The 24094-nt window shown below is 44.0% G+C and carries 22 protein-coding genes; 18 read left to right on the top strand and 4 right to left on the bottom strand.

Going from position 1 to position 24094, the window contains the following annotated elements; translation table 11 throughout:
- Positions 1-64: 64 nt before the first annotated feature.
- From PE36_RS16405 to cobM, 10 genes are all read left to right on the top strand, one after another.
- Complete coding sequence (locus PE36_RS16405) at positions 65-1381, top strand: cobyrinate a,c-diamide synthase (protein ID WP_043994657.1); 1317 nt, start codon at positions 65-67, stop codon at positions 1379-1381.
- A gap of 4 nt (positions 1382-1385) precedes the next feature.
- Positions 1386-2072 (top strand): hypothetical protein, encoded by a 687-nt coding sequence (locus PE36_RS16400; protein ID WP_006033167.1) that lies wholly within the window; start codon positions 1386-1388, stop codon positions 2070-2072.
- A gap of 4 nt (positions 2073-2076) precedes the next feature.
- Positions 2077-3174: a cobalt-precorrin-5B (C(1))-methyltransferase gene (locus tag PE36_RS16395; RefSeq protein WP_006033166.1), complete on the top strand. Its 1098-nt coding sequence runs from the start codon at positions 2077-2079 to the stop codon at positions 3172-3174.
- 6 nt (positions 3175-3180) lie between these two features.
- The gene (locus PE36_RS16390) at positions 3181-3963 is read left to right on the top strand and encodes a precorrin-6A/cobalt-precorrin-6A reductase (RefSeq protein ID WP_006033165.1); all 783 of its coding nucleotides are present in this window, start codon (positions 3181-3183) and stop codon (positions 3961-3963) included.
- 62 nt (positions 3964-4025) lie between these two features.
- Entirely contained in the window at positions 4026-4667 is a 642-nt protein-coding gene (locus PE36_RS16385) for a precorrin-8X methylmutase (RefSeq protein ID WP_006033164.1), read from the top strand.
- Entirely contained in the window at positions 4668-6005 is a 1338-nt protein-coding gene (locus PE36_RS16380) for a bifunctional cobalt-precorrin-7 (C(5))-methyltransferase/cobalt-precorrin-6B (C(15))-methyltransferase (protein WP_006033163.1), read from the top strand.
- Positions 5995-6720, top strand: coding sequence for a precorrin-2 C(20)-methyltransferase (gene cobI, locus PE36_RS16375; protein ID WP_006033162.1), 726 nt, complete (start codon positions 5995-5997; stop codon positions 6718-6720). Before PE36_RS16380 ends, cobI begins: the two co-directional genes overlap by 11 nt.
- 3 nt (positions 6721-6723) lie before the next feature.
- A complete protein-coding gene (locus PE36_RS16370; protein WP_006033161.1) occupies positions 6724-7500 on the top strand; it encodes a cobalamin biosynthesis protein in 777 nt (258 codons plus the stop codon).
- Positions 7501-7521: 21 nt separating this feature from the next.
- A complete protein-coding gene (gene cobJ, locus PE36_RS16365) occupies positions 7522-8298 on the top strand; it encodes a precorrin-3B C(17)-methyltransferase (protein WP_006033160.1) in 777 nt (258 codons plus the stop codon).
- Positions 8295-9056 carry a precorrin-4 C(11)-methyltransferase gene (cobM, locus tag PE36_RS16360; protein ID WP_006033159.1) on the top strand — a complete coding sequence of 254 codons (762 nt, stop codon included), beginning with the start codon at positions 8295-8297 and terminating at the stop codon, positions 9054-9056. The genes cobJ and cobM overlap by 4 nt, the downstream gene beginning before the upstream one ends.
- A 156-nt stretch (positions 9057-9212) precedes the next feature.
- Here the strand turns inward: cobM and PE36_RS16355 are convergent, their stop codons facing one another.
- Positions 9213-10301 carry a sirohydrochlorin chelatase gene (locus PE36_RS16355; protein ID WP_006033158.1) on the bottom strand — a complete coding sequence of 363 codons (1089 nt, stop codon included), beginning with the start codon at positions 10299-10301 and terminating at the stop codon, positions 9213-9215.
- 166 nt (positions 10302-10467) lie between these two features.
- On the opposite strand from PE36_RS16355, the gene cobW reads away from it, so the two are divergent.
- The 7 genes from cobW to cobO are packed head-to-tail and all read left to right on the top strand — an operon-like array spanning position 10468 to position 19148.
- Positions 10468-11568, top strand: coding sequence for a cobalamin biosynthesis protein CobW (gene cobW, locus PE36_RS16350; protein WP_006033157.1), 1101 nt, complete (start codon positions 10468-10470; stop codon positions 11566-11568).
- A complete protein-coding gene (gene cobN, locus PE36_RS16345) occupies positions 11568-15515 on the top strand; it encodes a cobaltochelatase subunit CobN (protein WP_006033156.1) in 3948 nt (1315 codons plus the stop codon). Before cobW ends, cobN begins: the two co-directional genes overlap by 1 nt.
- 34 nt (positions 15516-15549) lie before the next feature.
- Positions 15550-16578 (top strand): nicotinate-nucleotide--dimethylbenzimidazole phosphoribosyltransferase, encoded by a 1029-nt coding sequence (gene cobT / locus PE36_RS16340; protein ID WP_006033155.1) that lies wholly within the window; start codon positions 15550-15552, stop codon positions 16576-16578.
- Positions 16575-17360: an adenosylcobinamide-GDP ribazoletransferase gene (locus PE36_RS16335; protein WP_006033154.1), complete on the top strand. Its 786-nt coding sequence runs from the start codon at positions 16575-16577 to the stop codon at positions 17358-17360. The genes cobT and PE36_RS16335 overlap by 4 nt, the downstream gene beginning before the upstream one ends.
- The gene (gene cobU / locus PE36_RS16330) at positions 17357-17884 is read left to right on the top strand and encodes a bifunctional adenosylcobinamide kinase/adenosylcobinamide-phosphate guanylyltransferase (protein WP_006033153.1); all 528 of its coding nucleotides are present in this window, start codon (positions 17357-17359) and stop codon (positions 17882-17884) included. Before PE36_RS16335 ends, cobU begins: the two co-directional genes overlap by 4 nt.
- On the top strand, positions 17885-18502 hold the full coding sequence (locus PE36_RS16325; RefSeq protein ID WP_006033152.1) for a histidine phosphatase family protein: 618 nt from the start codon (positions 17885-17887) through the stop codon (positions 18500-18502).
- A 43-nt stretch (positions 18503-18545) separates the two neighbouring features.
- Positions 18546-19148 (top strand): cob(I)yrinic acid a,c-diamide adenosyltransferase, encoded by a 603-nt coding sequence (gene cobO / locus PE36_RS16320; protein WP_006033151.1) that lies wholly within the window; start codon positions 18546-18548, stop codon positions 19146-19148.
- A 77-nt stretch (positions 19149-19225) separates the two neighbouring features.
- Here the strand turns inward: cobO and PE36_RS16315 are convergent, their stop codons facing one another.
- Both PE36_RS16315 and PE36_RS16310 read right to left on the bottom strand, forming a co-directional pair.
- Complete coding sequence (locus tag PE36_RS16315) at positions 19226-20119, bottom strand: DMT family transporter (protein ID WP_006033150.1); 894 nt, start codon at positions 20117-20119, stop codon at positions 19226-19228.
- Positions 20120-20275: 156 nt separating this feature from the next.
- Positions 20276-21160: a DMT family transporter gene (locus PE36_RS16310; protein WP_006033149.1), complete on the bottom strand. Its 885-nt coding sequence runs from the start codon at positions 21158-21160 to the stop codon at positions 20276-20278.
- A gap of 226 nt (positions 21161-21386) precedes the next feature.
- Between PE36_RS16310 and PE36_RS16305 the strand changes: the two genes are divergently transcribed.
- Positions 21387-22601, top strand: a complete 1215-nt coding sequence (locus PE36_RS16305) for a hypothetical protein (RefSeq protein ID WP_006033148.1) — start codon at positions 21387-21389, stop codon at positions 22599-22601.
- Between the two features lie 72 nt (positions 22602-22673).
- On the opposite strand, the gene PE36_RS16300 is transcribed toward PE36_RS16305, so the two are convergent.
- The coding region (locus tag PE36_RS16300) for a methyl-accepting chemotaxis protein (protein ID WP_006033147.1) at positions 22674-24094 on the bottom strand (1421 nt) is incomplete at its 5' end.

Genomic DNA, 24094 nt, shown 5'->3' with positions numbered 1-24094 from the left:
TAATTGGACGTAAATAAATAGCAGTATTTCCTAACATCACCATTTGTTGTAAGAGTTGTAATCAATGACCAGAGTTCTTTGTCCTGCACTAATATTAGCGGCACCTTCGTCTAGCCAAGGTAAAACCACGATCACTGCCGCATTGGCTTCCATGTTGACCAAGCAAGGCAAACTGGTTCGGGTATTTAAGGTGGGTCCAGATTATCTCGATCCACAAATACTACGTCAGGCATCCGGGCAACCTGTTGAACCGTTAGATTTATGGATGGGCGGCCCTGAGTATTGCCAGCAAAAAATGTATGAAGCGGCGCTGGTGGCCGATATTATTTTAATCGAAGGGGCGATGGGGATTTTTGATGGTGATCCATCCAGTGCCGATCTTGCTGCGCATTTTGGTATTCCGATTGCGATTGTGATGGATGTAAAAGGCATGGCACAAACTGCGGCCGCAATCGCAGTGGGTTTAGCTAATTTCCGCGATGATTTTGATGTTGCCGGACTGATTGCCAATAATTGTGGCAGTGAACGCCATGCGCAATTGATCCGTGATGCGCTGCCGGCAAGTTTGCCGTTACTGGCTACATTAAAGCGTACCGATACGATCACGTTACCCGAGCGACACCTTGGTTTGGTGCAAGCTGAAGAGATCCAAGCGGAATTGAAGCAAAAATTAGCGGCTGGTATCGACTGGATTGAAGCATCGGACTTAAAGCATATTCTTGATGTGGTCAAACCGATTGAGTTTCATCCTGTTGCGAAGGACAAATTATTACCCATAGCGCCTGAACTGGCTGGAAAGACCATTGCGATCGCTAAAGATACCGCGTTTAGTTTTATCTATGATGCTAATTTACGCTTGCTAACCGATCTGGGCGCGAGTTATGTATTTTTCTCACCTATGTATGACGAAGTGATGCCAGAAGCGGATGCGTTGTGGTTACCGGGCGGTTATCCAGAACTGCATGTCGATAAATTGACAAGTAACTTATCTATGTTGCAATCGATTCGTGACTTTGCCCAAACCGATAACGCTATTTTGGCTGAATGTGGTGGATTCTTGTATTGCCTTGAGTCGTTGGGTGACTTGCAAGATAACTCATTTACCATGTTGGGATTACTGCAAGGTAAAGGTCAAATGCGTGAGCGTGGTGGCTGCCAAGGCATGCAAACCGCACCGTTACCGGAAGGTGATATTCGTGGTCATTCTCATCACCGTTCATTGAGTTTTGATACGCCAGAGCCGATTGCCACCGGCCGTCGGCCTAAACACCCAGCACCGGGTGAATCTATTTATCGCGTTGGCAATATTACCGCGAGCTACTTACATTTATTTTTTCCATCAAATCCACAGGCTATCGCAGCACTTTTTAAGGAATTATAGACTTATGTTAATTGAACAGTTACCGATTATTTTATTGGGTTTTACCCTCGGTATGATGCATGCGCTGGATGCGGATCATGTGATGGCGGTTTCCAGTCTGAGTAATCAGAAACCAAGCCTACGCCGTACGGTATTGTTCAGTGCTAATTGGGCCATTGGTCATGGCGGTGTGCTGGTGGTTAGTGGCTTGCTGTTATTTGGTCTTGGTATTGCATTGCCAGAAGCGCTTATCCATGTTGCTGAGATGAGTGTTGGCGTATTACTTATCGTGCTAGGTTTGTATTCATTTTGGCAGTTTAGACAACAAAAATTAGTGATAACTAAGCATCGTCATGGCGATGTAGAACACAGTCATTGGCACCATGATGAACATGGTAAAGATGTAGAACAAGCAGCGACCAAAGACGGTCATTTACCGGTAATGGTTGGCGTCTTACATGGTTTAGCGGGGAGTGCTCCTGCACTGGCGTTGATCCCTGCTATCGGACAAACCGAGTTATCTGTGGTTATCGGCTATTTACTGATGTTCTCGATTGGCGTGATGTTATCTATGATGGCATTTGGCCTTGGTCTTGGCTCACTGCAAGGGTTATTAAAACAGCGTTACGACATGTTATTTTATTGGAGCCGTCGCGTGATCGCGTTAGCTTCAACCGTGTTAGGCTGTTTCTGGTTGTATCAGGCGGTTTAATTTTATGTGGCCAGAGAGTGATGAAACCAATAAAAAACTAAGAACCGGTTTAACAACAGGTTGTTGTGCAACTGCCTGTTGTGTGGCTGCTGCGCATCATTTATTTAGTCAAACCACCACTGATACGGTTAATGTGACGTTACCCAAAGGTCTGATTGTTGACCTGAGTATTATTCAATACCATTTTTTGTCACCTCTGAGCACGCGTGCTGATGTGACCAAAGATGCGGGTGATGATCCCGATGTGACGCATGGCGCGACAATATTTGTTGAGTTAACGCTAACGCCGCAATCGGGCATTGTGTTTAAAGCCGCGCAAGGTGTTGGTATTGTTACTCGTGAAGGACTTGCTCTGGCCGTGGGGGAACCGGCAATTAACCCGGTTCCGCGTCAAATGATGACGGAACACTTGCAATTCATGGCCGCAGAACACGATTATCAAGGTGGCTTTGAAGTCGCGGTCGGTGTTGAAAATGGTGAGGAAATAGCATTAAAAACCATGAATGGCCGCTTGGGTATCGTTGGCGGTTTATCAATTTTAGGCGTATCAGGGATTGTTCGACCCTTTTCCTGTTCTGCCTATATCGCCTCTATTTTTCAAGGTCTGGATGTGGCCACGACGAATGGTCATACCCACATTGCCGCCTCCACAGGCAATCGCAGTGAAGATGCAATTAAAGCGTATTATCAGCTGCCCGATATCGCGCTAATTGAGATGGGCGACTTTGTTGGTGCGGTAATAAAACACCTTAAAAAAGTGCCTGTGAGCAAACTGAGTATTTGTGGTGGTTTTGGAAAAATAAGTAAACTAGCCATGGGTAAATGGAATCTGCACAGTAAGGTTTCTGCTATTGATCTACCTTTTTTAGCGGAGCTCGCCCAGCAACAGGGTGCAAGTCCTGAGTTAATGACATTGATGGTCAATTCGAATACCTCGATTGAAGCGTTAAACCATTGTTATACGCATAAAATTGATTTGGCGACCGCTGTGTGTCAGGCTGCATTTACACAGGTGCGCAGTAAAATACCTGCACATACAGAATTAGAAATATGGGTTATTAACCGACAGGGAGATTTGATTGGCTTTGCTGATCATAACTAAGTCAAAATGAAATTATTATTACTCGGTGGCACTGCCGATGGCCGAAAACTGGCAACACAATTACATGCCAGTCATATTCCCTTGATTTACAGCGTCGCGGGACTCGTACGAGTACCGAATGTCGGATGTGAAATCGTCAGTGGTGGTTTTAGCCAGTTTGGCGGATTAGCGCATTATATTAATGCGCAAAACATCACGGCAATTTTAGATGTGACCCACCCTTATGCGCAACAGATGAGTAGCACTGCAGCGCAAGTTGCCAAAGATTGTGGCTTACCTTATTGGCGTTTTCATCGGCTGCAATGGCAGCAAGGACGAGATGATAATTGGCAAACATTCACTAGCTGGCCACAATTATTAACCTTGTTACAAGCACAAGCCAGCGTTGAATCAGAACAGGCTAGCCAGCTCTGTCCTTTCTTCACTGTCGGGCAACTAGAGCCGCAATTACTCCGTTTAATAGCGGATTCCTCATTGCTGTCATTACCGCAATTAGTGCGTACTGCAGTCAAACCCAAAACCGCATTATTACCTGCCATGCAGTGGCTAAAAGCAATCGGGCCATTTGCGGTTGACGACGAAATGTCCTTATTCAAGCATTACGGTATCAATGCGCTGATCACAAAAAACAGTGGTGGCGATTCAACTATCGCGAAGTTAACTGCAGCGCGGATATTAGGAATACCGGTATTCATGCAAACACGGCCAAGCTTACCGCCAGCGGATGTTGAATTTACCAGTCGAGACGAATGTCATGCGTTTGTTTGTCAGCGATTTTTAACCTTTTAACTTATTAGCCTTTTAACAGATTAATTGGTTTAACCAATTAACAAGAATAGTAGCAGTATTATATGGATTATAATTACGAAGTTAGACCACAGAACATTGAGCAAGAAAGCTTTCGCCAAATACGCCAATTAACCGCATTAGACCATTTGAGTAAAGAACAGCAACAAGTGGTGATGCGTATTGTGCACAGTGTTGGTATGCCTGAGGTGAGCGAGCAAGTGCGCTTTAGTCGTCATGCTTGTGAGAACGGGCTGCAAGCAATCAATGCGCAGGCACCCATTTTATGTGATGTAGAAATGGTGCGCCACGGTATTACCAAACGCATGATCTCACAGCCGCCACTTTGTTATCTTAACGATCCGCGCGTGCCTCCTCTAGCCAAACAAAGAGGTGAAACCCGTACCATGGCGTCGTTAGAATTTTGGCAGCAAGATCTGGCCAACAGCATCGTCCTCATCGGCAATGCACCAACCGCATTGTTCAGATTATTAGAAATGATCGCCAATGGTGCACCAAAACCAGCATTGATTATAGGTATGCCGGTGGGCTTTGTTGGTGCCGCAGAATCAAAACAAGCATTGTGGGATGCCCATGAGAAATTGGGGATTGAATGTATCACCTTGCTTGGTCGTCAGGGCGGTAGTGCAGTGACTTCTGCTACCTTAAATGCCTTGTTACGTTGCGTAAATGGCGAATGGTATTAAATGATGCAAGATAGCGATAAGGACATTAATAAGAAAGGTCGCCGAACCTGTATTGATGTGATTGGCTTGGGTGTTGCAGAACACGCATTGTTAACACCTGCTGCGCAGCAAGCCATACAGCAAGCTGAGGTGATAATTGGTTCTGACCGTCAGTTAGCCGTGATTAGCCAATTGTTGACGGGTAATATTGACGAGCATCAGGCTCAAGCGAAACCTGAACCAAAGCAAGTGATCTTGCCGTCTCTATCTCAGTTACTTGCGTTATTAGCGACGCATCAGCAACAGCGTGTGGTGATATTAGCGTCGGGCGATCCGTTACATTATGGTATTGGTCGTTGGTTGCTGACTAAATTTGGCAAAGATAATTTACAGTTTCATGCGGGTATTTCGAGTATTCAAGCGGCTTGCCATGCATTAGGTTTGGCACTGCAAGATGTTGAAGTATTAAGTTTGCATGGCCGACCCCTAGCCAAAATTCGTACCCGTCTTAAAATTAAACAAACCTTAGTAATACTGACTGATAAACACAGTCAGCCTCAGCATTTAGCCCAAGAATGTATTAATGCCGGATTTGATCAATCGATTATTTGGGTGTGTGAATTATTGGGTTATGCCCAGCAGCGTATACGTGCATTTACAGCTACGCAATTAATCGCGACACCGGAATTAAGCTTTGACCCATTGCACGTATCTGTGGTTGAGCCACTTGGTACTGGCGGCATATTGCCAAACTTTCCGGGCATTGAAGACCAATACTTTGTCACCGACCGTGAAGCGGGTAAAGGCATGATCACCAAACGTGAAGTGCGTCTGCAGATCTTGTCACTGATGCAGCCTGCTAAAGGCGATGTAATCTGGGACATTGGTGCAGGTTGTGGTGGTGTGGCGGTTGAGTTGGCCTATTGGCAGCAAGACGCACAAATATATGCCATTGAACATCATCCTGACCGGTTAAGTTGTTTAGCCGCAAATCAACAACGCTTTGGTGTGGTGGCTAACTTAGCGATTATTGCGGGCCGTGCGCCTGCTGAATTAGCGACATTACCAGTAGCGAATAAAGTATTTATTGGTGGCAGTGATGGTGAGTTAGCGTCGGTGCTAGCCCTAAGTTGGCAGCAATTACCTGCTGGTGGGGTATTAGTTGCGAGTGCGGTAACGGAAACCACCAAGTACCAATTACAGCATTTTGCCCAGTCGTTGTCCGATCTACAAACGGAAACCTTGCAAGTCGCGATTAGCAAAGGCACTAAATTAGCGGGTCAGTTAATGTATAAACCGAACCTGCCGGTGACCTTATTTAAATTTACCAAATATGAAGAAGTCGATAATGAAGTATAACCAGTCCGGTAAATTAATTGGTGTTGGCGTGGGCCCGGGTGATCCTGAGCTGATGACGTTAAAAGCATTTCGTTTGTTACAGCAAGTGGACGTGATCTGTTATTTAACCAATGACGATCATGTCTCGCAGGCCAAAATGATCGCCAGTGACGCGATTGCCGCCAGAAAGTCACCTGCTATTGAGATCGGCATTGTGATGCCTATGAGTAAAGACCGTACCTTAGCTAATCAAGCTTATGATGATGGTGCGGCGCGTGTGCAGCAGCAATTAGCGCTAGGTAAGGATGTGGTTTTTATCTGTGAAGGTGATCCGTTATTCTTCGGTTCATTCAGTTATTTGTTAGAACGCTTACAAGATCAGTTTGTCTGTGAAGTGGTACCGGGTATTTCGTCGATTAATGCCGCCGCGTCCGCATTGGTGAGCCCTCTCACGGCATTAACAGATTCTTTTGCTGTGGTGAGTGGTCGGCATAGTGATGAATTCTTACGCCAAACCTTAACTGAACACAACAGTGTGGTGATCATGAAGGCGGGTCAATCTCGTCCGCGTATTTTAACTGCATTAGCGGCAACAGGACGCACCCAAGATGCTAGCTATTTAGAATATATCAGCCGTGAACAACAAATTATCGAGAAAGACGTGACTAAGCTGGCGCATGAAGCCGGGCCGTACTTTTCCTTATTTGTGGTTCGTCATAACGCAACAACGAGGTAAACCATGATCCGTATTGTGGCGTTAACGGAAGCGGGCGAAAAGCTCGCGAAACAAATCCAGCACGTACTGCCTGAGCAAAGCGACATCTGGTTTAAACCAAAACCGTTCACGGCACAGGTGCAGCAGGCATTTCAAGCCGGAGAACGGCTGATCTTGATCTGTGCGACGGGGATTGCCGTGCGGACATTAGCGCCGGTATTAGCGCATAAAAATACCGATCCCGCGGTCTTGGTATTAGATGAAGCGGGACAGTTTGTGATCCCGTTATTATCTGGTCATGAAGGTGGCGCTAATGACTGGGCTGATAATGTCGCGACCTTGATTGAGGCGCAATTAGTGATGACTACCGCTAATCCTTATTTGGCTCCGGTATACAGTGTTGGTATGGGCTGTGAGCGACATTGTCCAGTGGATAAGTTACATGAATTATTAATGACTTGTTTAACGCAAGCTAATTTAACCCTAGCGCAAATAAGTCATATTAACAGTATTGATATTAAAGCCGATGAACTCGGTTTAATTGCATTAGCGAAACAGATCAATAAACCTTTTGTTACTTGGGATAAATACCAGTTACGAGAAATGGAAGACTTATTAAGTACCAAGTCAGATTATGTATACAGTGTTGTTGGGGTATACGGGGTCGCAGAATCGGCCGCCTTATTTGATGTACAGCAGATCACCCAGCAACAGGGTGAATTAATTTTAACCAAGCAAAAATCAGCGGTAGCTACCTGCGCAATAGCCAGAGCATATCCAAATAATAACAAAGCAAAATAGCGTAGTTACAAAGGTGATGAAATGAGTAAATTATTTTTAATTGGTACCGGTCCAGGTGATAAAGACTTGATTGCACCAAAGGCGATTGCCGCTATTAAAGCCAGCACAGATCTAGTGGCTTATGGCTTGTATCTGGATTTATTAGGTGATGTCTGTGATGGTAAAACCCATCATGACTTACCACTCGGGCAAGAAATTGATCGTGCTCGTTTAGCATTGAGTTTAACCGCCAGTGGCAAAGATACGGCGTTAGTATCAAGTGGTGATATCGGTATTTATGCGATGGCTACCTTGGTATTTGAATTATTAGATCGCCAGCTGCAAGGCCTAGAAGATCACCCTGAGTGGTTAGATGTGGATATTGAAGTGGTACCCGGTATTTCGGCAATGCAAGCAGGCGCCAGTCGGGTTGGCGCTATGCTCGGTCATGATTTTTGTACTATCTCGTTATCGGATTTGTTAACACCTTGGGAAACCATTGAGAAACGTATCCATAGCTGTGGTACCGGGGATTTTGTGGTGTCGTTTTATAACCCAAGATCGAAAAAACGTGATTGGCAGATTAATACTGCGCGAGATATTTTACTGCAATACCGTCCCGCAAATACGCCAGTATTATTAGGACGTCAACTTACCCGTGAAGATGAAAGTATTACCATGACCACATTAGACAAGCTACATTCTGATGATGTTGATATGTTCACTATGGTGACGGTGGGCAATAGTCAGTCTCGTCATATCATCAACGGCCAAAAAGAATGGATTTATACACCGCGAGGATATAATAAAAAATTATGACAGTTTATTTCATCGGTGCAGGACCGGGTGATCCCGAGTTGATCACGGTCAAAGGGCAGAAACTAATAAATAACTGCCCCGTTATTTTATATGCAGGATCATTGGTGCCTCGGGCATTATTTGCGGATGTGGAAGAGACTGCGGAGCAGATTATTGATACCGCGCCAATCGCTTTAGATGAGATCATTGAACATATCCGGGTCGCGGATGCAGCAGGTAAAGACGTTGCTCGCGTGCATTCTGGTGATCCTTCTTTATACGGCGCGATTGGCGAACAGATCCGCCGCTTAGAGCAATTAGATATCGATTATCTAGTGATCCCAGGGGTGACTGCAACGGCGGCATCGGCAGCGTGGTTACGTAAAGAGTTAACGTTATCTGGGGTATCACAAACTATTATTTTTACCCGTTATGAAGGCAAAACCCCGTTCCCTGAGCGTGAGCGTTTACCTGCATTAGCAGCCAGTGGCGCGACACTCGCGATCCATTTAGGCGTGACTAAGATTGCTAAAATTGTCGATGAACTTATTCCGTTTTATGGTGAAGATTGCCCTGTGGCCGTTTGCTACCGTACATCATGGCCTGATCAGGACAAAGTGCTTGGTACGTTAAAAGATATTGTCGAAAAGGTCAGAGCGAAGAAATTCACGTTAACTTCTCTTATTCTGGTCGGTCATGTATTAGGCACTGAGAAGTTTGATGATTCGTATTTATACGATAAAGATCAGCCGCATATTTATCGCCCACCAGTGAAATAATAGCGCTGTTTTTTATTGCCGTAACTAAGCCAATTGAGAGTCTCTTAATTGGCTTTTTTGTTTTTAATTACAATGAAAAACAAAAAACGAGCGGTTAAGCTCGTTTCATATAATGTTTAAAAACTTGGCATCAGCAATGTAATTGTATCGCTGAATCTAGTTTTTTTCACCTGCTGCTTTTTCTTCGGCTATCACCTGTTCTGGCAATTGGCTCATGAAGTAACCGCAGATATTGTCATTCACCATGGTACGTGGACCATGTGGATGGGCAATATGTTTGTAAGGTGCATGATGATGGCCGTGACTGTGGCCATGGTCGTGCGAATGGTCATGACTATTACTGTGTTCATGACTGTGCTCACCTTCAGCTTTAAATTCGGCATGATGGTGATGAACATCTACTTCGCCACGTGCTAAGCGCGCTTGGAAGTCGGCCATTAGGGTAACGTGTGGAACAGGTTCGGTAATAGTCTCATTGATACGTAGTTCAAAAGTATTGATCACATGGTCTTGTGCACGCAGGTAATCAGCTTTGAAAAACGTAACGTCAGGGTTTTCATTGGCCACTTTATCAACGTAATTGTAGATACGGTCGATTAGCTTGCCACCGAATAAGAAATAAGGTGCAACCACGATCTTTTTGAAACCGAGCTTCAGTGCCATTTCTAAACCACGTCCTACAGACGGGAAGGTTACGCCAGAATAAACTGTTTCTGACCAGCCAAATCCCAGATTTTCACAAGCAATACGCGTCAGTTTCGCGGCATCGGCATTAGCATCAACAACCGATGTACCACGACCAACCACAACCAGCATGGTATCGTAAAGTTCACCAGCAGCTGGGATCGTGTCGTGACCAAGTGCATTGAGAATACGCTGTTGAAACGCCATGATCATTTCATCATGTAAACCTAATTCTTTACCGTATTCGATAGTCAAATTAGGGTGCTTGGCTTGATACGTCGTTAATACCGATGGAATGTCATTTTTAGCATGGGTTGCCGCAAATAACATACCCGGTACAGCATGGATCTTGGTGACACCTTGGGCCACTAAACGATCTAACGCGGTATGCATATTCGGCGCAGAATATTCCAGAAAGCCATATTCAACTTTCAATTCTGGATGACGTTCTTTTAGTCCCTTTGCTAATAAAGAAAACTCTTCTTCAGCGATCTTCGCACGGCTGCCGTGCCCACAAATAAGAACACCTGAAGTTTCAGGCAATGTTGCAATTGTTGTCATGATTAATACCTCTGCGCGCAAGTATACGACAAAATAGTTAAACACTGATAATGCTTTATAGCGTTTTCCTCCAACTTATAACAATAAACAAACATTGTAATAACCTAGGACTCAAATTATAATTTCAGCACTTTTCGCTCAACAACATGGCAGTTTGGAGCTATACATGCAATTAAACAAAATCCCCGTTACCGTAGTTACCGGTTTTCTTGGTAGTGGTAAAACCACCTTACTTTCTAATATTTTAAAACAAGCCGCGGGCAAACGTATAGCGGTTATCGTTAATGAATTTGGCGAACTGGATATTGATGCGGATTTATTACGCAGTTGCCCACTCGATTGTGACGATGAATCGACCTCGCCAAGTCAGGGGGTGAACGGTATTTATGAATTAGCCAATGGCTGTATTTGCTGTACGGTAGAAGAAGAATTTTTACCTGTGATGAAAGAGTTAGTCGCACGCCGTGATGATATCGACCATATTCTGATTGAAACCAGTGGCCTGGCATTACCTAAACCCTTGGTTCAGGCATTCAACTGGCCGGAAATAAAGCAATATTGTACGGTCGATGCGGTTATCACTCTGATCGATGGCCCGGCTGTTGCTGCGGGTCGTTTTGCCAATGATACCGACAAAGTACAAGCACAACGTTTGGCAGATGAAAGCTTAGATCACGATCCAAGTTTACAAGAATTATTGGATGATCAATTAAGTGCGGCAGACTTAGTGGTGGTCAGTAAAAACGATTTACTAACCGACGCAGAGCGTGAACAGGTTAAAATCGTCGTCGCTAACCGGGTACCAGATGCCGTTAAAACAATTTATGTCGACAATGGTGACATTGCCCTAGACGTTATTATGGGCTTAGATGCGGCAGCAGAAGAGCAAATTGATCATCTGCATAACCATCATGATCATCATCATGCGCATGGCGCACATCACGACCACGCACACGACCACTTCGATTCTTTTGTGTTGAAGTTTGGTGAAGTGGATGGTCCGCGTTTACAACAGATCTTAACGCAATTATTAACCGAGCATAATATCTTCCGTGCCAAAGGTTTTGCGGCCTTACCGGGTAAACCTATGCGTCAGGTACTACAAGCTGTGGGTGAACGTCTTGATGTGCATTTTGATCGTATGTGGAATAGCGATGAAGTACGTCAAACTCAGTTGGTGGTGATTGGTAAAAACCTTGACCGTAACGTGCTGGAAAGTGCGTTGCAACAAGCCGTTATTGGCGCTGATGATGCTGTAACTGCCTAATGCATTTATTGGCGGCACAACCCGGTGGTTTCACCGATGACGAAGGTATCATTGATCTTGAGCAATCACCTGCGGACATTGTTATTTTGTCAGCCGCCGATAGTTCATTGGCGGCATTGGCCAGTGCCGCTGAAGCATTAGACCCTGATTTCCCCTCCATCCGGTTAGCTAACTGGATGCAGTTATTAAAACCTGCCGCATTCGACCTCTATCAAGATAAAGTGCTCGATCACGCCAAAGTGGTGGTGGTGTCTTTATTGGGCGGCGAAAATTACTGGCAGTATGGTTTTGCGCAATTACAGGATTGGTTAGCGGCGGGTTCAGTCAGAAATCCCCGCCAATTAATCATAGTACCGGGTGATGATACAGCGGATGAGGCATTATTTTCGGCATCAAGTGTCGCTCGTGATGACGCGGTTGCAGTGTGGCGTTATTTGCGTGAGGGTGGCGCAGCCAATATAAACAACCTGTATCATTATCTTGCCAGCCAATACCTCAACCACAATTATGCATGGCGGCCACCACAAGTGCTGCCCAATTGCATGTTGTATATGCCCAACGCGATACTGGCAGCGCTGAGACATGATAAAAAATCGTATCAGCAAGTCAGTTTGAACGACTGGCAGCAGCGTTGGCAGCAAATCTCTGATCGCGCTGATGTGAGTGAATTAGATCGACCTATTTGTTTATTGTTGTTTTATCGCAGTCATTTACAAAGTGACAATACCGCGATGTTTGATGGTTTAATCGATTGTATTGAGCAACAGGGCATGTTGCCATTACCGATCGCGATCCAATCATTGAAAGATGATGAATCTATTGACCTAGTGAATGAGTTGCTTTTACAGACGCAAGCGAAAATCATTATTAATACCACGGGTTTTTCTTGTAACCGCGCCGCCAGTCCTGATTTAAGCGCTGAACCTAGCTCATTCATTTCACCGTTTAGCCTTAACATTCCAGTATTTCAGTTAGTGTTATCCAGTAGTACCGAACAAGATTGGCTGGATTACAAACAAGGTTTACGCAGTCGTGATATTGCTATGCAAGTGGTATTGCCAGAAATGGATGGTCGTATTCAGACGCGGGCGGTGAGCTTTAAAACCGCCGCTGATTTTAGTGAGCGTTGTCAAACCGCCATCGTTAAATATCAGTTACACCGCGAACGGGCAGAGTTTGTGGTGTCCCTGGCCTTTAAATATTGCCAGTTATCGATAAAAGCCAATCAAGACAAACGCATCGCTTTGATTATTGCTAATTATCCCACCAAAGATGGGCGCATTGGTAATGGCGTTGGTTTAGATACCCCCGAGTCAACCGTGAATATTTTAACGGCGTTAGCCGCGGCCAATTATCCGGTCGAGAATATTCCTGAAAATGGCACGGCGCTGATTCATGAGTTACTCGGCTCTATTACTAACAACCCGGATACCTTGCACCACCTAGGTTGCTGGCAAAGTATCGCGGTTGATGAATATATGCAGTATCTGCAACAGTTACCGATTGAGAACCAGCAGGCGATTTGGGACAAGTGGGGCGGACCAGAACAGGACCCTAAATATCGGGACGGTCGCTTAATGTTATCTGGCATTCGCTTAGGCCAAACCTTTGTTGGAATTCAGCCTGCGCGGGGTTTTAATATTGACTTAGCCGCAAATTATCACGATCCCGATTTGATTCCGCCACACAGTTATTTGGCGTTTTATTTTTGGCTACGTCATAGCTATCAAGTTGATGCCATTATTCATGTGGGTAAACACGGTAATTTAGAATGGTTACCGGGCAAGGGCAATGCATTATCAGAGAAGTGCTGGCCTGATCTGGTATTGGGGCCGATGCCGAATTTTTATCCTTTTATTGTTAATGATCCCGGGGAAGGCGCACAGGCTAAGCGGCGTATTCAGTCGGTTATTATCGACCATTTAATGCCGCCTATGACCCGCGCGGAAGTCTATGGCGAACTGGCTGAACTTGAAGGGCTGGTGGATGAATATTACCAAGCCATGGGCATGGATGAACAACGCGAACTCTGGCTGCGTGAAGCGATTGTAGATGCGGTGAAGAACTCGCATGTTGCCGAAGAACTCGGTGGTAATAGTTATGGAGATAGTGATAGCCGCGATGACATGTTTGCTGAACTCGATACCTATTTATGTGACATCAAAGAAGCGCAAATACGTCACGGTTTGCATATTCTTGGGGTATTACCAAAAGCGGATAAACTCAGCGATACCATCGTCGCCTTGTTACGTTTACCACGCGGTAAAGAGCATCACAGCCAAGGCATATTACATAATCTGGCGTTAGATCTTAATCTACAACAAGCGGGTGAGATATTTGATCCGTTGGCGGCCAGTAGTGATGTTTGGCAAGGGGCGAAACCATCGCTGTTAGCTGAGCTCAGTGATGATAGTTGGCGAACAGAGTTTGATACCCATGAACGTCTAGAACTGCTCGCCATGCAGTTAGTCAGTGAGCTGGTATTAGTGAATGAAGCGACAATTGCACCGGTAATTTCGCCGACCATTGCAGCCGATAAATATAATACTCTAATGACAGCGTTGCCACGCACCATGCAGCAGCTGAGTTACGTCAAAAATACGTTATTAACCGCACTAGAACAAAGTGTAGAGAATGAAATTTCAGCCTTGTTAGATGGCTTAGCAGGCTTGTTTGTGGAGCCTGGACCGAGTGGCGCACCCACGCGAGGTCGATTAGATACGTTACCGACGGGACGTAATTTTTTCTCGGTAGATAACCGCTCGATACCGTCACCTGCCGCATGGGCAATTGGTCAGCGGTCAACCCAAGCTGTGATTGAGCGTCACTTACAAGAGCATGGTGATTATCCTAAACAACTTGGATTATCGGTCTGGGGCACGGCCACTATGCGTACGGGTGGTGATGACATTGCGCAGGCATTTGCATTAATGGGCATTAAACCAATTTGGGCACCAGGTTCACAACGGGTTATCGATTTTGAAATCATTCCCTGTGCATTATTAGGTCGTCCTCGTGTGGATGTGACGTTGCGGGTATCTGGATTTTTCCGCGATGCTTTTCCCAATGTGATGAAGTTGTTCGATGCTGCGGTATTGGCATTAGCGGATTATGACGATCCCGGTGCACAAAATACCATTCAACAAAATATTAAGCAGCGAGTACAAGAATTATCTGCGCAAGGCCTGACCGACGCTGAAGCAAAACGCCAAGCGTCCTATCGGGTATTTGGCAGCAAACCGGGTGCTTACGGTGCTGGTTTACAGGGACTGATTGATGAGCGTTGTTGGCAGCAAGAATCAGACTTGGCCGATGCCTATTTGAATTGGGGTGGTTATGCTTATGGCAGTCTTGCCGAGGATGTTGATGGTGTGGTTGCCAGAGGTGCATTTGCAAACCGTTTATCACAACTTGATGTGGTGATGCACAATCAGGACAACCGGGAACATGATTTATTGGATTCTGATGATTATTATCAGTTTCAGGGCGGCATGACCAATGCGGTTCGGGTATTAAAAAATGAAATGCCGGTGGTATATCACAACGATCACTCTAATCCAGCAATGCCAAAGATCAGAACTTTAAAAGAAGAATTAAACCGGGTTATTCGTTCTCGGGTATTAAATCCGAAATGGATCGCTGCGATGCGTGAACATGGTTACAAAGGCGCGTTTGAAATGGCGGCCAGTATTGATTATATGTTTGCTTATGATGCGACAACCAATTTGATTGATGATTATCAATATGAAAAAGTGGCGGATGCATTAATTTTTGATCAAGAAAACCAAGCCTTTATGCAGGAACATAATGTTAATGCGTTAGAGGAGATGGCCGAGCGATTATTAGAAGCAACGCAACGGGGATTATGGCAAGAACCAGGTGACTACAGTGGCAAGTTACAATCGTTATTGTTAGAGATCGATGCCAAACAAGAAAGCTCGAATTAAAACAGATTTTATTTACAGGGATGAAAGGTACCGTATGTTTGATGTTAAAACGCTGGATCGCACTGACCAAGAATTTATTCAAAACAAGATCAATAATAAAACCAAACCACCGGGCGCATTGGGTGCGTTAGAATCGCTCGCGCTGCAATTAGCACTTATCACGGGCAAAGACACGATCAGTCTTAAGCAGCCGACGATATTAGTGTTCGCTGGTGATCATGGCATTGCCGAAGAAGGTATCAGTATTGCGCCGTCAGCGGTAACGCAGCAAATGGTGCTGAATTTTCTTAACGGTGGCGCGGCAATCAATTGTTTTTGTCGCAGTAACCAAATCGCCATGGACGTGATCGATGCCGGTATTTTATTACCGGTGACGGATGAACGCTTAACCATGCAATCACTAGGTAATGGTACGGCTAACTTTACTAAACAAGCGGCGATGACATTAGCTAGCGTTGAGCAAGGTTTACAGCTTGGTGCTGATGTTGCGATTAAACATTTGGATAATGGCAGTAATGTATTAGGTTTTGGTGAGATGGGCATAGGTAATACCTCGTCTGCGGCGGCGATCATGTCTGCTATCACTAAGTTACCGGTGGTAGATTGTGTTGGTCGTGGTACCGGCATTAGTGATGACGCTTATGCCAAGAAAGTCGCGTTGATTAAACAGGCAATGGCATTGCATGAAGGAAAACTTGATACTGCGATGGATATCATGGCCAATGTTGGCGGCTTTGAAATTGTGCAGATAACAGGTGCTATGTTAGCAACGGCGCAGCGTCAAAGTATCATCCTAGTCGATGGTTTTATTACCACTGCAGCAGCGATGCTAGCGGTGATGATAGAGCCTAATTGCCAGCAATACATGGTGTTCTGTCATAAATCACAAGAACAAGGCCATCAGTTAATGCTTAAGCACCTTAATGTTGATGCACTACTGACATTAGATTTACGTTTAGGTGAAGGTACTGGTGTAGCGTTGGCTTATCCATTATTACAAGCGGCAGCCAGTTTTTATAATGATATGGCGAGTTTTGCAGCGGCAGGTATTGACGCAGTATGATAAATCGACTCAAAGTTGAGTTAGAGTTGTTTTGGTTGGCATTGGGATTTTTTTCTCGTATTCCTGTGCCCGCTAATTTAGATTTTAGTGCCAGGAAGTTAAATCAATCTTGTCGTTATTTTCCTGTGGTGGGCTGGCTAATTGGCGGTTGTTGTAGCGCGGTATATTACTTTACTCAGCTCTATTTCAGTGTCGAAATTGCCATCTTGTTTGCCATGCTTACTGGGGTATTGCTTACTGGTGCGTTTCACGAAGACGGTCTGATGGACTCGGCGGATGGACTCGGTGGTGGTTGGACGCGCGAACAGAAACTCGCGATCATGAAAGATTCTCGAGTCGGCAGTTACGGTTCTATCGCAATATGGTTTGTATTAACGCTTAAATTTGCGTTGTTATTGAGCTATAGCAACATCAGTGTCTCTAGTTATAACAGTATTATGTTGGCATTGCTTATTGCCCATCCACTCAGTCGGACAGTCGCAACTGTGATGATGTTTATCTCGCCATATGTACGTGAAACCGCAGATACTAAGTCTAAATCCGTCGCTGAGCCCAAGCAACGCAGTGATTTAGTTATCAGCTTAATATTAGGATTTTTACCACTATTACTGCTGCCTGAATTAATCTTGCCTATGCTATTTGCATTAGTGGTGTTTGTGTTTTTTTTCCGTCGTTTTGTGCATAAACAAGTGGGTGGAATCACCGGTGATTTACTTGGTTTAGCGCAGCAACTCAGTGAGTTATTAATTTATATGGTATTAATTATAGGACTACAAGGATGATCCATTTAGTCATTGGCGGTGCTCGTTCGGGAAAGAGTGTTCATGCTGAAACCCTCGCGGGTGAATTAAGCCAAAGTACGGGTGAAAAATTAATTTATCTCGCCACTGCAACCATCTACGACGATGAAATGCAGCAACGCATTGACCTGCATAAGCAACGTCGTGATCAGGATTGGTCGCTGGTGGAAGAGCCTTTGCAACTGGCGAGTTGTTTGCAAACATTATCGGGCACCAATGCCGTGGTACTGATTGACTGCATGACCTTATGGCTGAGCAATTGGATCTGTTCTGAAAATTTTGCTGAATTTGAATCGCAACGCCAGGCATTTATCACTGCGTTAACGACGTTCGAGGGTGACTGTGTGATCGTCAGTAACGAAGTCGGTAGTGGTATTGTGCCGATGGGGGAGTTGTCCCGCAGTTTTGTTGATCATGCTGGTTGGTTAAACCAAGCGATAGCTAAGGTGTCTGATAAAGCGACGTTAGTAGTAGCAGGGTTACCGTTAGCATTGAAAGGGGGGTAGATGCAGACTGAATTGTATTTAGTGCGTCATGGTGAACCGCAGATCCGTAATGCGTTATTAGGTCGTACTAATCCGGAGTTATCTGAATTAGGTTGGCAACAAATGCTCGACAACAGCGCCAATCTTACTGACATTGATGTGATGATCGCGTCACCTTTACAGCGTTGTGCGTTATTCGCTGAATACATAGCAGCGCAACAACAAGTGCCTTTGCATATTAAACCTGACTTTGCTGAGTTTGATTTTGGTGATTGGGATGGGCGTTCTTATCAGGAGTTACATAATGACTTTCCGCAAGACATGCACAACTTCTTTATCGATCCGGGTAACAATACCCCGCCGAATGGGGAGTCATTAGCGGACTTTTCACAACGTGTTGAAGCTGCACTGCTTAGTGTATTACAACAGCATCAAGGTAAGCGTATTGCTTTGTTTGTGCATTCAGGCGTGATCCGCACGTTAATCGCTTGGTGCTTAAAAATAGACTATCTGCAAGGTGTACAATTTCAGCGGATTAAAATTGATTATGCCAGCATTAGCCACATCAGTGTGTTTGCCCACGAAGGCGAACACTTTCCGCAATTGTGTTACACCAATAAAGTAGCGGATCCAAAATAACAAACATTGCCAAAAAAATAGAATGACAGGGAAGGGTAAAATAATGACAGAAATGACCGAAGTAGAAAAGCATTTACGTAAATCGAGAAACCGTAAAATTAAGGTTGAAAAAGGCGTTGAAAAAGCCAAAGAAGAACGCGGTATTATGCTGGTGATCACGGGTAATGGTAAAGGTAAATCCACCGCGGGTTTTGGTAATGTCACGCGCTGTGTCGGCCATGGTTATAAAGCCGCAGTGGTACAGTTTATTAAAGGTAAATGGGATTGCGGTGAGCGTAACCTGTTAGAAAAGCTAGATGTACCTTTTGCGGTGATGGGCACTGGCTTTACTTGGAATACCCAAGACCGTGAAGTCGATATTGAAGCTGCAAAAATCGTATGGGAACAGGCTAAAGTATTTTTAAAAGACCCTGATATTCACGTGGTGCTGCTGGATGAATTAACTTACATGTTAAGTTATGACTACTTGCCAAAAGACGAGATTCTTAATGCATTAAAGAACCGCCCACGCGAGCAATCTGTGATTGTTACAGGCCGACGTGCCAGTGCTGAGTTAATTGAAATGGCTGATACCGTCAGTGATATTCAAGATACCAAACATGCATTCAGAGCTGGGATTAAAATTAGAAAAGGCGTTGATTGGTAGTTTTAATTAAATTATTGGTTAGTGGATAGAACCCCAAGTGATGTTATAACTTGGGGTTGTTTTATATAAGGGCTCGACTAAGACGGGATCGTAACTACTTTCCCTGCCGACTTCTTCGATTTCAACTGCGTCATCGCCACACCTGTAAGCACCAACGTACCACCAATAAATTGATAACTTGATAGCTGCTCATCGAGAATGAAGGTCGCCATGATCGCGGTAAAGACCGGTAATAAATTCATGAACATGGCAGTCTTATCTGCGCCGAGATGGTGAATACTCTGCATCCATAACCAAGTGGCTAATATCGAGGTTGGGATCGCAGCATACAATACTAGCGGTAATGATTCACTGCTCAGGCTGACTTGGCCGTTATACGTAAGTACCGGTAATAAAATGATGACGGCAAATACCATCTGCACATACAGCGCTATCCAGTTATTAAACGGCAGACGCCAGCGCTTGAGTAATACCCCATACAACGAGTAACTACAGGCTGCAATCAGCATTAACGAATCACCAATATTAAGCCCTTCTGCCAGCAAGTTACTCACTTGACCCTGGCTTAACATATACACCAAGCCCGTCAGTGATATTGCTGCACCGAACACCGCTCTTTTCGTTAATGTTAGCCCGAGTAATGGCACACTAAATATTAAGCTTAATAACGGCACTAAAGAAAAAATCAACGTCATGTTTGTGACTGTCGTTGTAGCTGCCGCAAAGTAGGCTAGGGATTGATTAATCGCCATGCCGAGTAATGCCAGGAATGCTAATTTGGCTAAATAAGGCTTAATCGCGTGGCGTTTTTTCCATACCGGTTTGATCAAAAAAGGCGTAAGCGCAATTAAGGCAATAAACCAACGATAGAAGGAAATAGTTTCGGGAGCGATGACATTGGTCGATAAGATATTAACAATTGAATTGCCTGACCAGATGATAACGGTGAATAGCGGGAGTAAAAAGTACATGGAGATCTGCTCGCGTATAAAAAGGCGATTGTAGCAGAGATTACGGCGTTATTGAAAAGTACTCATTTTTTAAAGTTTTAAAGGGGTTTACCCTAGATAATTTAATATTCATACAAAAATCACCTAGGGTATTGCTAGATTCAAGTCATTAAGCAATTAGCCTTGTTGCGCTAATTCTTTTTGTTTTATTCTTTGCTTAACCACTGTTTCGTTAAATATCAGTGATAGCAAAATAATACCGCCGCCTAACGCCAGCTTTCCTAAGTCGGCATCGCGGTTCCAAATCACCAGATTCACTAATAAGCCTAGCGGTACAAGCACGTTATTCATCGCGGCTAATGTACCCGCATTAACCAAACATGCGCCTTTATTCCACATGAAGTAGCCTAAGCCTGAAGCTATAATACCAAGGTAAGTTAATACACCCCATTGCGTGGAAGTCGTTGGCATTTTTTCTGTGCTGCCCAGTAACATGAACGCGACAACGGCAACTAGGAATGCGCCAATATAGAACAAACCAAATACTTCACTGTGTTTCACATCTTTCAGTTCGTTTTCAGAGAGTTTCTTATAGGCTACCTGACCAATCGCCATGGCAATATTCGCGCCTTGCACAACAAGGAAGCCAACGACGAAGCCTTCGTTAATACCGGCATATTTAATGACCACTGCACCCAATACCGCGATGATCGCCGTACCTAAATACCAAGGGTTGAAGCGTGAATGTAATAAATCATCTATTAAGGTCACGTAAATAGGGGTGAATACAGTAAACAGTAAAACTTCTGGTACAGATAGCAGCAAGAAGGACTGATAATAAAATCCGTACATAATACCCAGCTGGCAAGCACCAATCGCCATCACTTTCACAATCGTGGTACGTGATAAGTTGCCCAATTTTAAGAATGGGATAAATACCAACATGGCTAAGCCAATACGAAATAGCACCGAGAACCAAGCATCAACCTGACCAGCCAGATAAACGCCGATAAGGCTAAACGAAAAAGCCCATACCAAGTTTGTTATGATTAAAAAGTGCATTGATGGTTACCTTAATTAATTTTGTATAGGATTACAGATGTCAGTGAAGTGTAAATTACGAGTATTAGAGTTTATATTTTGTCTAAATTGCATTACAGTTTTGTGTTTGAAATTTGATGGTTAGATTTACATCGGTGTGATAAACATACACTTGTAAACATTTAAGCCTGTTAATCACCATGACTATTATTTTATAGCGACCAATCACAGCGAGATTTATAAAACGATGAAATCTAGTTCTTTATTTCTCTTTACCATTAATGTGCTGGTGGCCTGGAGTACTTATGCAAGTACTGCAATTGTTAGTCACCAAAACATAAATCTTAACTTAAACTTAAGTGCGGCAGTTACATCATCTGCAAAGCGTATTTACCAGCTAGAAAAAAGTCCTGCTCTTGGCAAGATGGTCACGCCATCTACTGCCGAGCTCTGCAGTGTTGCGAAAGGTACGCTGGATTACCTTGCCTTAGGTGAAGATTATGACCCCGGTATTATTACCGCTGGCATGACCGCGCAATTTGGTGGCGATTTAGAACGAGTAAAACGCACCCTTAATTTTATCTGCCAAATCGAGCAAGAAGATAAATTAGCCGGTGCGCCAAGCCGTTTGATGGACGCAGAGTTTATTGTTAAACATTTTGATGTGATCCGCTGGATGCCAGATAAAAAGCAAGCGCAGGGCTTTGCCAAAAATAAACCGCTGTTAAAAAACATTCCAGACGATAAAATTTTACTGACCAAATATTATATTAAACTCGCTAAAGGAACTGCGAAGCAAACCCCTGAAACTCCTTATGCGTTATATGCCATTCCGAATGATGAAAAATATCTAACACTTGAGCAGGGCGATGCTGAACGCGGCTTAACTCGTCATAAATTGACTAAACAAGATGTGTTAACTGGTATTTTGGATAAAGATAAATTAGCCGACCCTATGGTGTGGTTGTCTCGTTATGATCTGGAAGATTCATTAATGCAGGGCACTGTAAAAGTCGACATTACTAATGATGAGAGTACCAGTGGTGATATTACCAGTGACGGTAGTAGCGAGATCACTAGCCAGTTTTTCAATGTGCATCGTAATAACGGCATTGGTTATCAGCGTAATCTAAAGAAAGAAGAACAAGGTCGTTACTGGTACTTCAAGAAAACGGACTCTGTAATGGGTTACGGTAAAGATGCAAATTATAAGATCCCGGTTTATCCGTTAGTGACAGTTGCAGGTGATTTAGCGCATTTAGGTTTAGGTAAGTTAATTATGCTGACGCATAATGGCGAAAGTCGATTAACGGTATTAGCTGACACGGGTGGTGCATTTGAAAACAACCAATATCAGCTGGATTATTTAGGTGGGTATTTTAAAAACTGGGATGACTATATTAATACTTACCGTACCTTCCCTGACTATTTTGAAGCACGGATATTATTGTTGAAGGAATAACATAATCTAGCTCAATGACAGAGCCCAAATAGTGAGTAACTAGTTGGGCTCTGTAGGCATCTTTGACCTGTTCTACACCTTATATTCTGTAATGGCCGTGTTTAATGTTTCTGATTGTGCAGCCATGGAATAGGCAACCTGAGTATTCTCTTGAGAAATGTCTGAGTTCTTTCTCGATAAACTTTGCATCGAAAGTACATTCTGACCAATTTCATCTACCACATTAGATTGTTGTTCAATCGAGGTGGCAATCTGATTGCTGGTTCCCATGATAGTTTGTAAATCTGTCATGATCTGTTCAATACGCGTTTCTGCACTGTAAGCTTGCTCAACACTTAATCGACCTTGCTCCTCGCAACGATTAATATGCACAACCACATCGCGAGTCTGATTCTGTAGCTTGGCAATAATGTTGGTTATTTCTTCGGTGGAGGCACTGGTTCTTTGCGATAATGAACGAACTTCATCTGCGACGACGGCAAAACCTCGGCCTTGCTCACCTGCGCGTGCAGCTTCAATGGCGGCATTTAATGCTAACAGATTGGTTTGATCTGCAATTGAGGCTATGACCCCAAGTACTGAACCTATGCTGTCTGATAGTTGCGATAGACTGTCAATTTCATTACTGGCCTTAATGAGATCGTTAGATAAGGTATCGATACTGGCTTTGGTGGTTTTTACTTCAATTAAACCTTCGCGAGCACCTTGTTGACTTTGTGCTGCTTGATTTGCCGCACTTTCCGTATTTGCCGCTATTTCGTGAATGGTGGCACTCATCTGGGTGATGGCTGTTGCGACAGCATCGGTTTCACCTTCTTGGTGTTTGATCGTTTCTTCAGAGGAGATGCTGCGATCTTGTAATTGACTTGAGGCTATGCCCAGTTCTCCAACCGCATTTTGCACATTACCAATGAGTTCTCGGAAATTACTAATCAGGTGATTCACATCTTCTTCAATTTGTGATAATTCATCATTATGATTAATATCAGCGATGATTGTCAGGTCGTTGTTTTGGGTAATACTGGCAATGAAATCACTTAACGAGCTGATACGTTGACGAATAGAATTATTAATTAGTACCGATAACAGAAATAATCCACCGACTAACAAGATCAAGATCGTCATGGTCATTCTTACCATAAAATTTTCATAGTCGACAATACGGGATGATAAGGTTTGGTTTATATCAACGAGCTTAGTATCGACTTTTTCTGCTGCGGTTGTCGTGTTACTGCGTAGCGCTAGATTATGATTTAAATCGAGGGGCTGATAGTTGTCGACTAACTTGTTAAATGCGGTTTGATAATCAGCGGTGAGGTTAAGTAAGTTATTTAATGCTGGAATGGATACGTCAAAATCAGTTAAGTTTTGTTGTAATTGCGAGAACTCATTTTGAAAGATCGTGAACCGCTGCGAAAATTTAGCTTGGTATTGCATTTCACCCTGCAATAAAAAGTTACTTTCAATATGTCTCAGTGTTAATAAGCTCAATT

Origin of the sequence: Moritella sp. PE36 (genome assembly GCF_000170855.1) — a bacterium.
Lineage (GTDB): Bacteria > Pseudomonadota > Gammaproteobacteria > Enterobacterales > Moritellaceae > Moritella.
The sequence above is the reverse complement of the archived record's forward strand: the minus strand, read 5'-3'. Positions and strand labels throughout refer to the sequence as shown.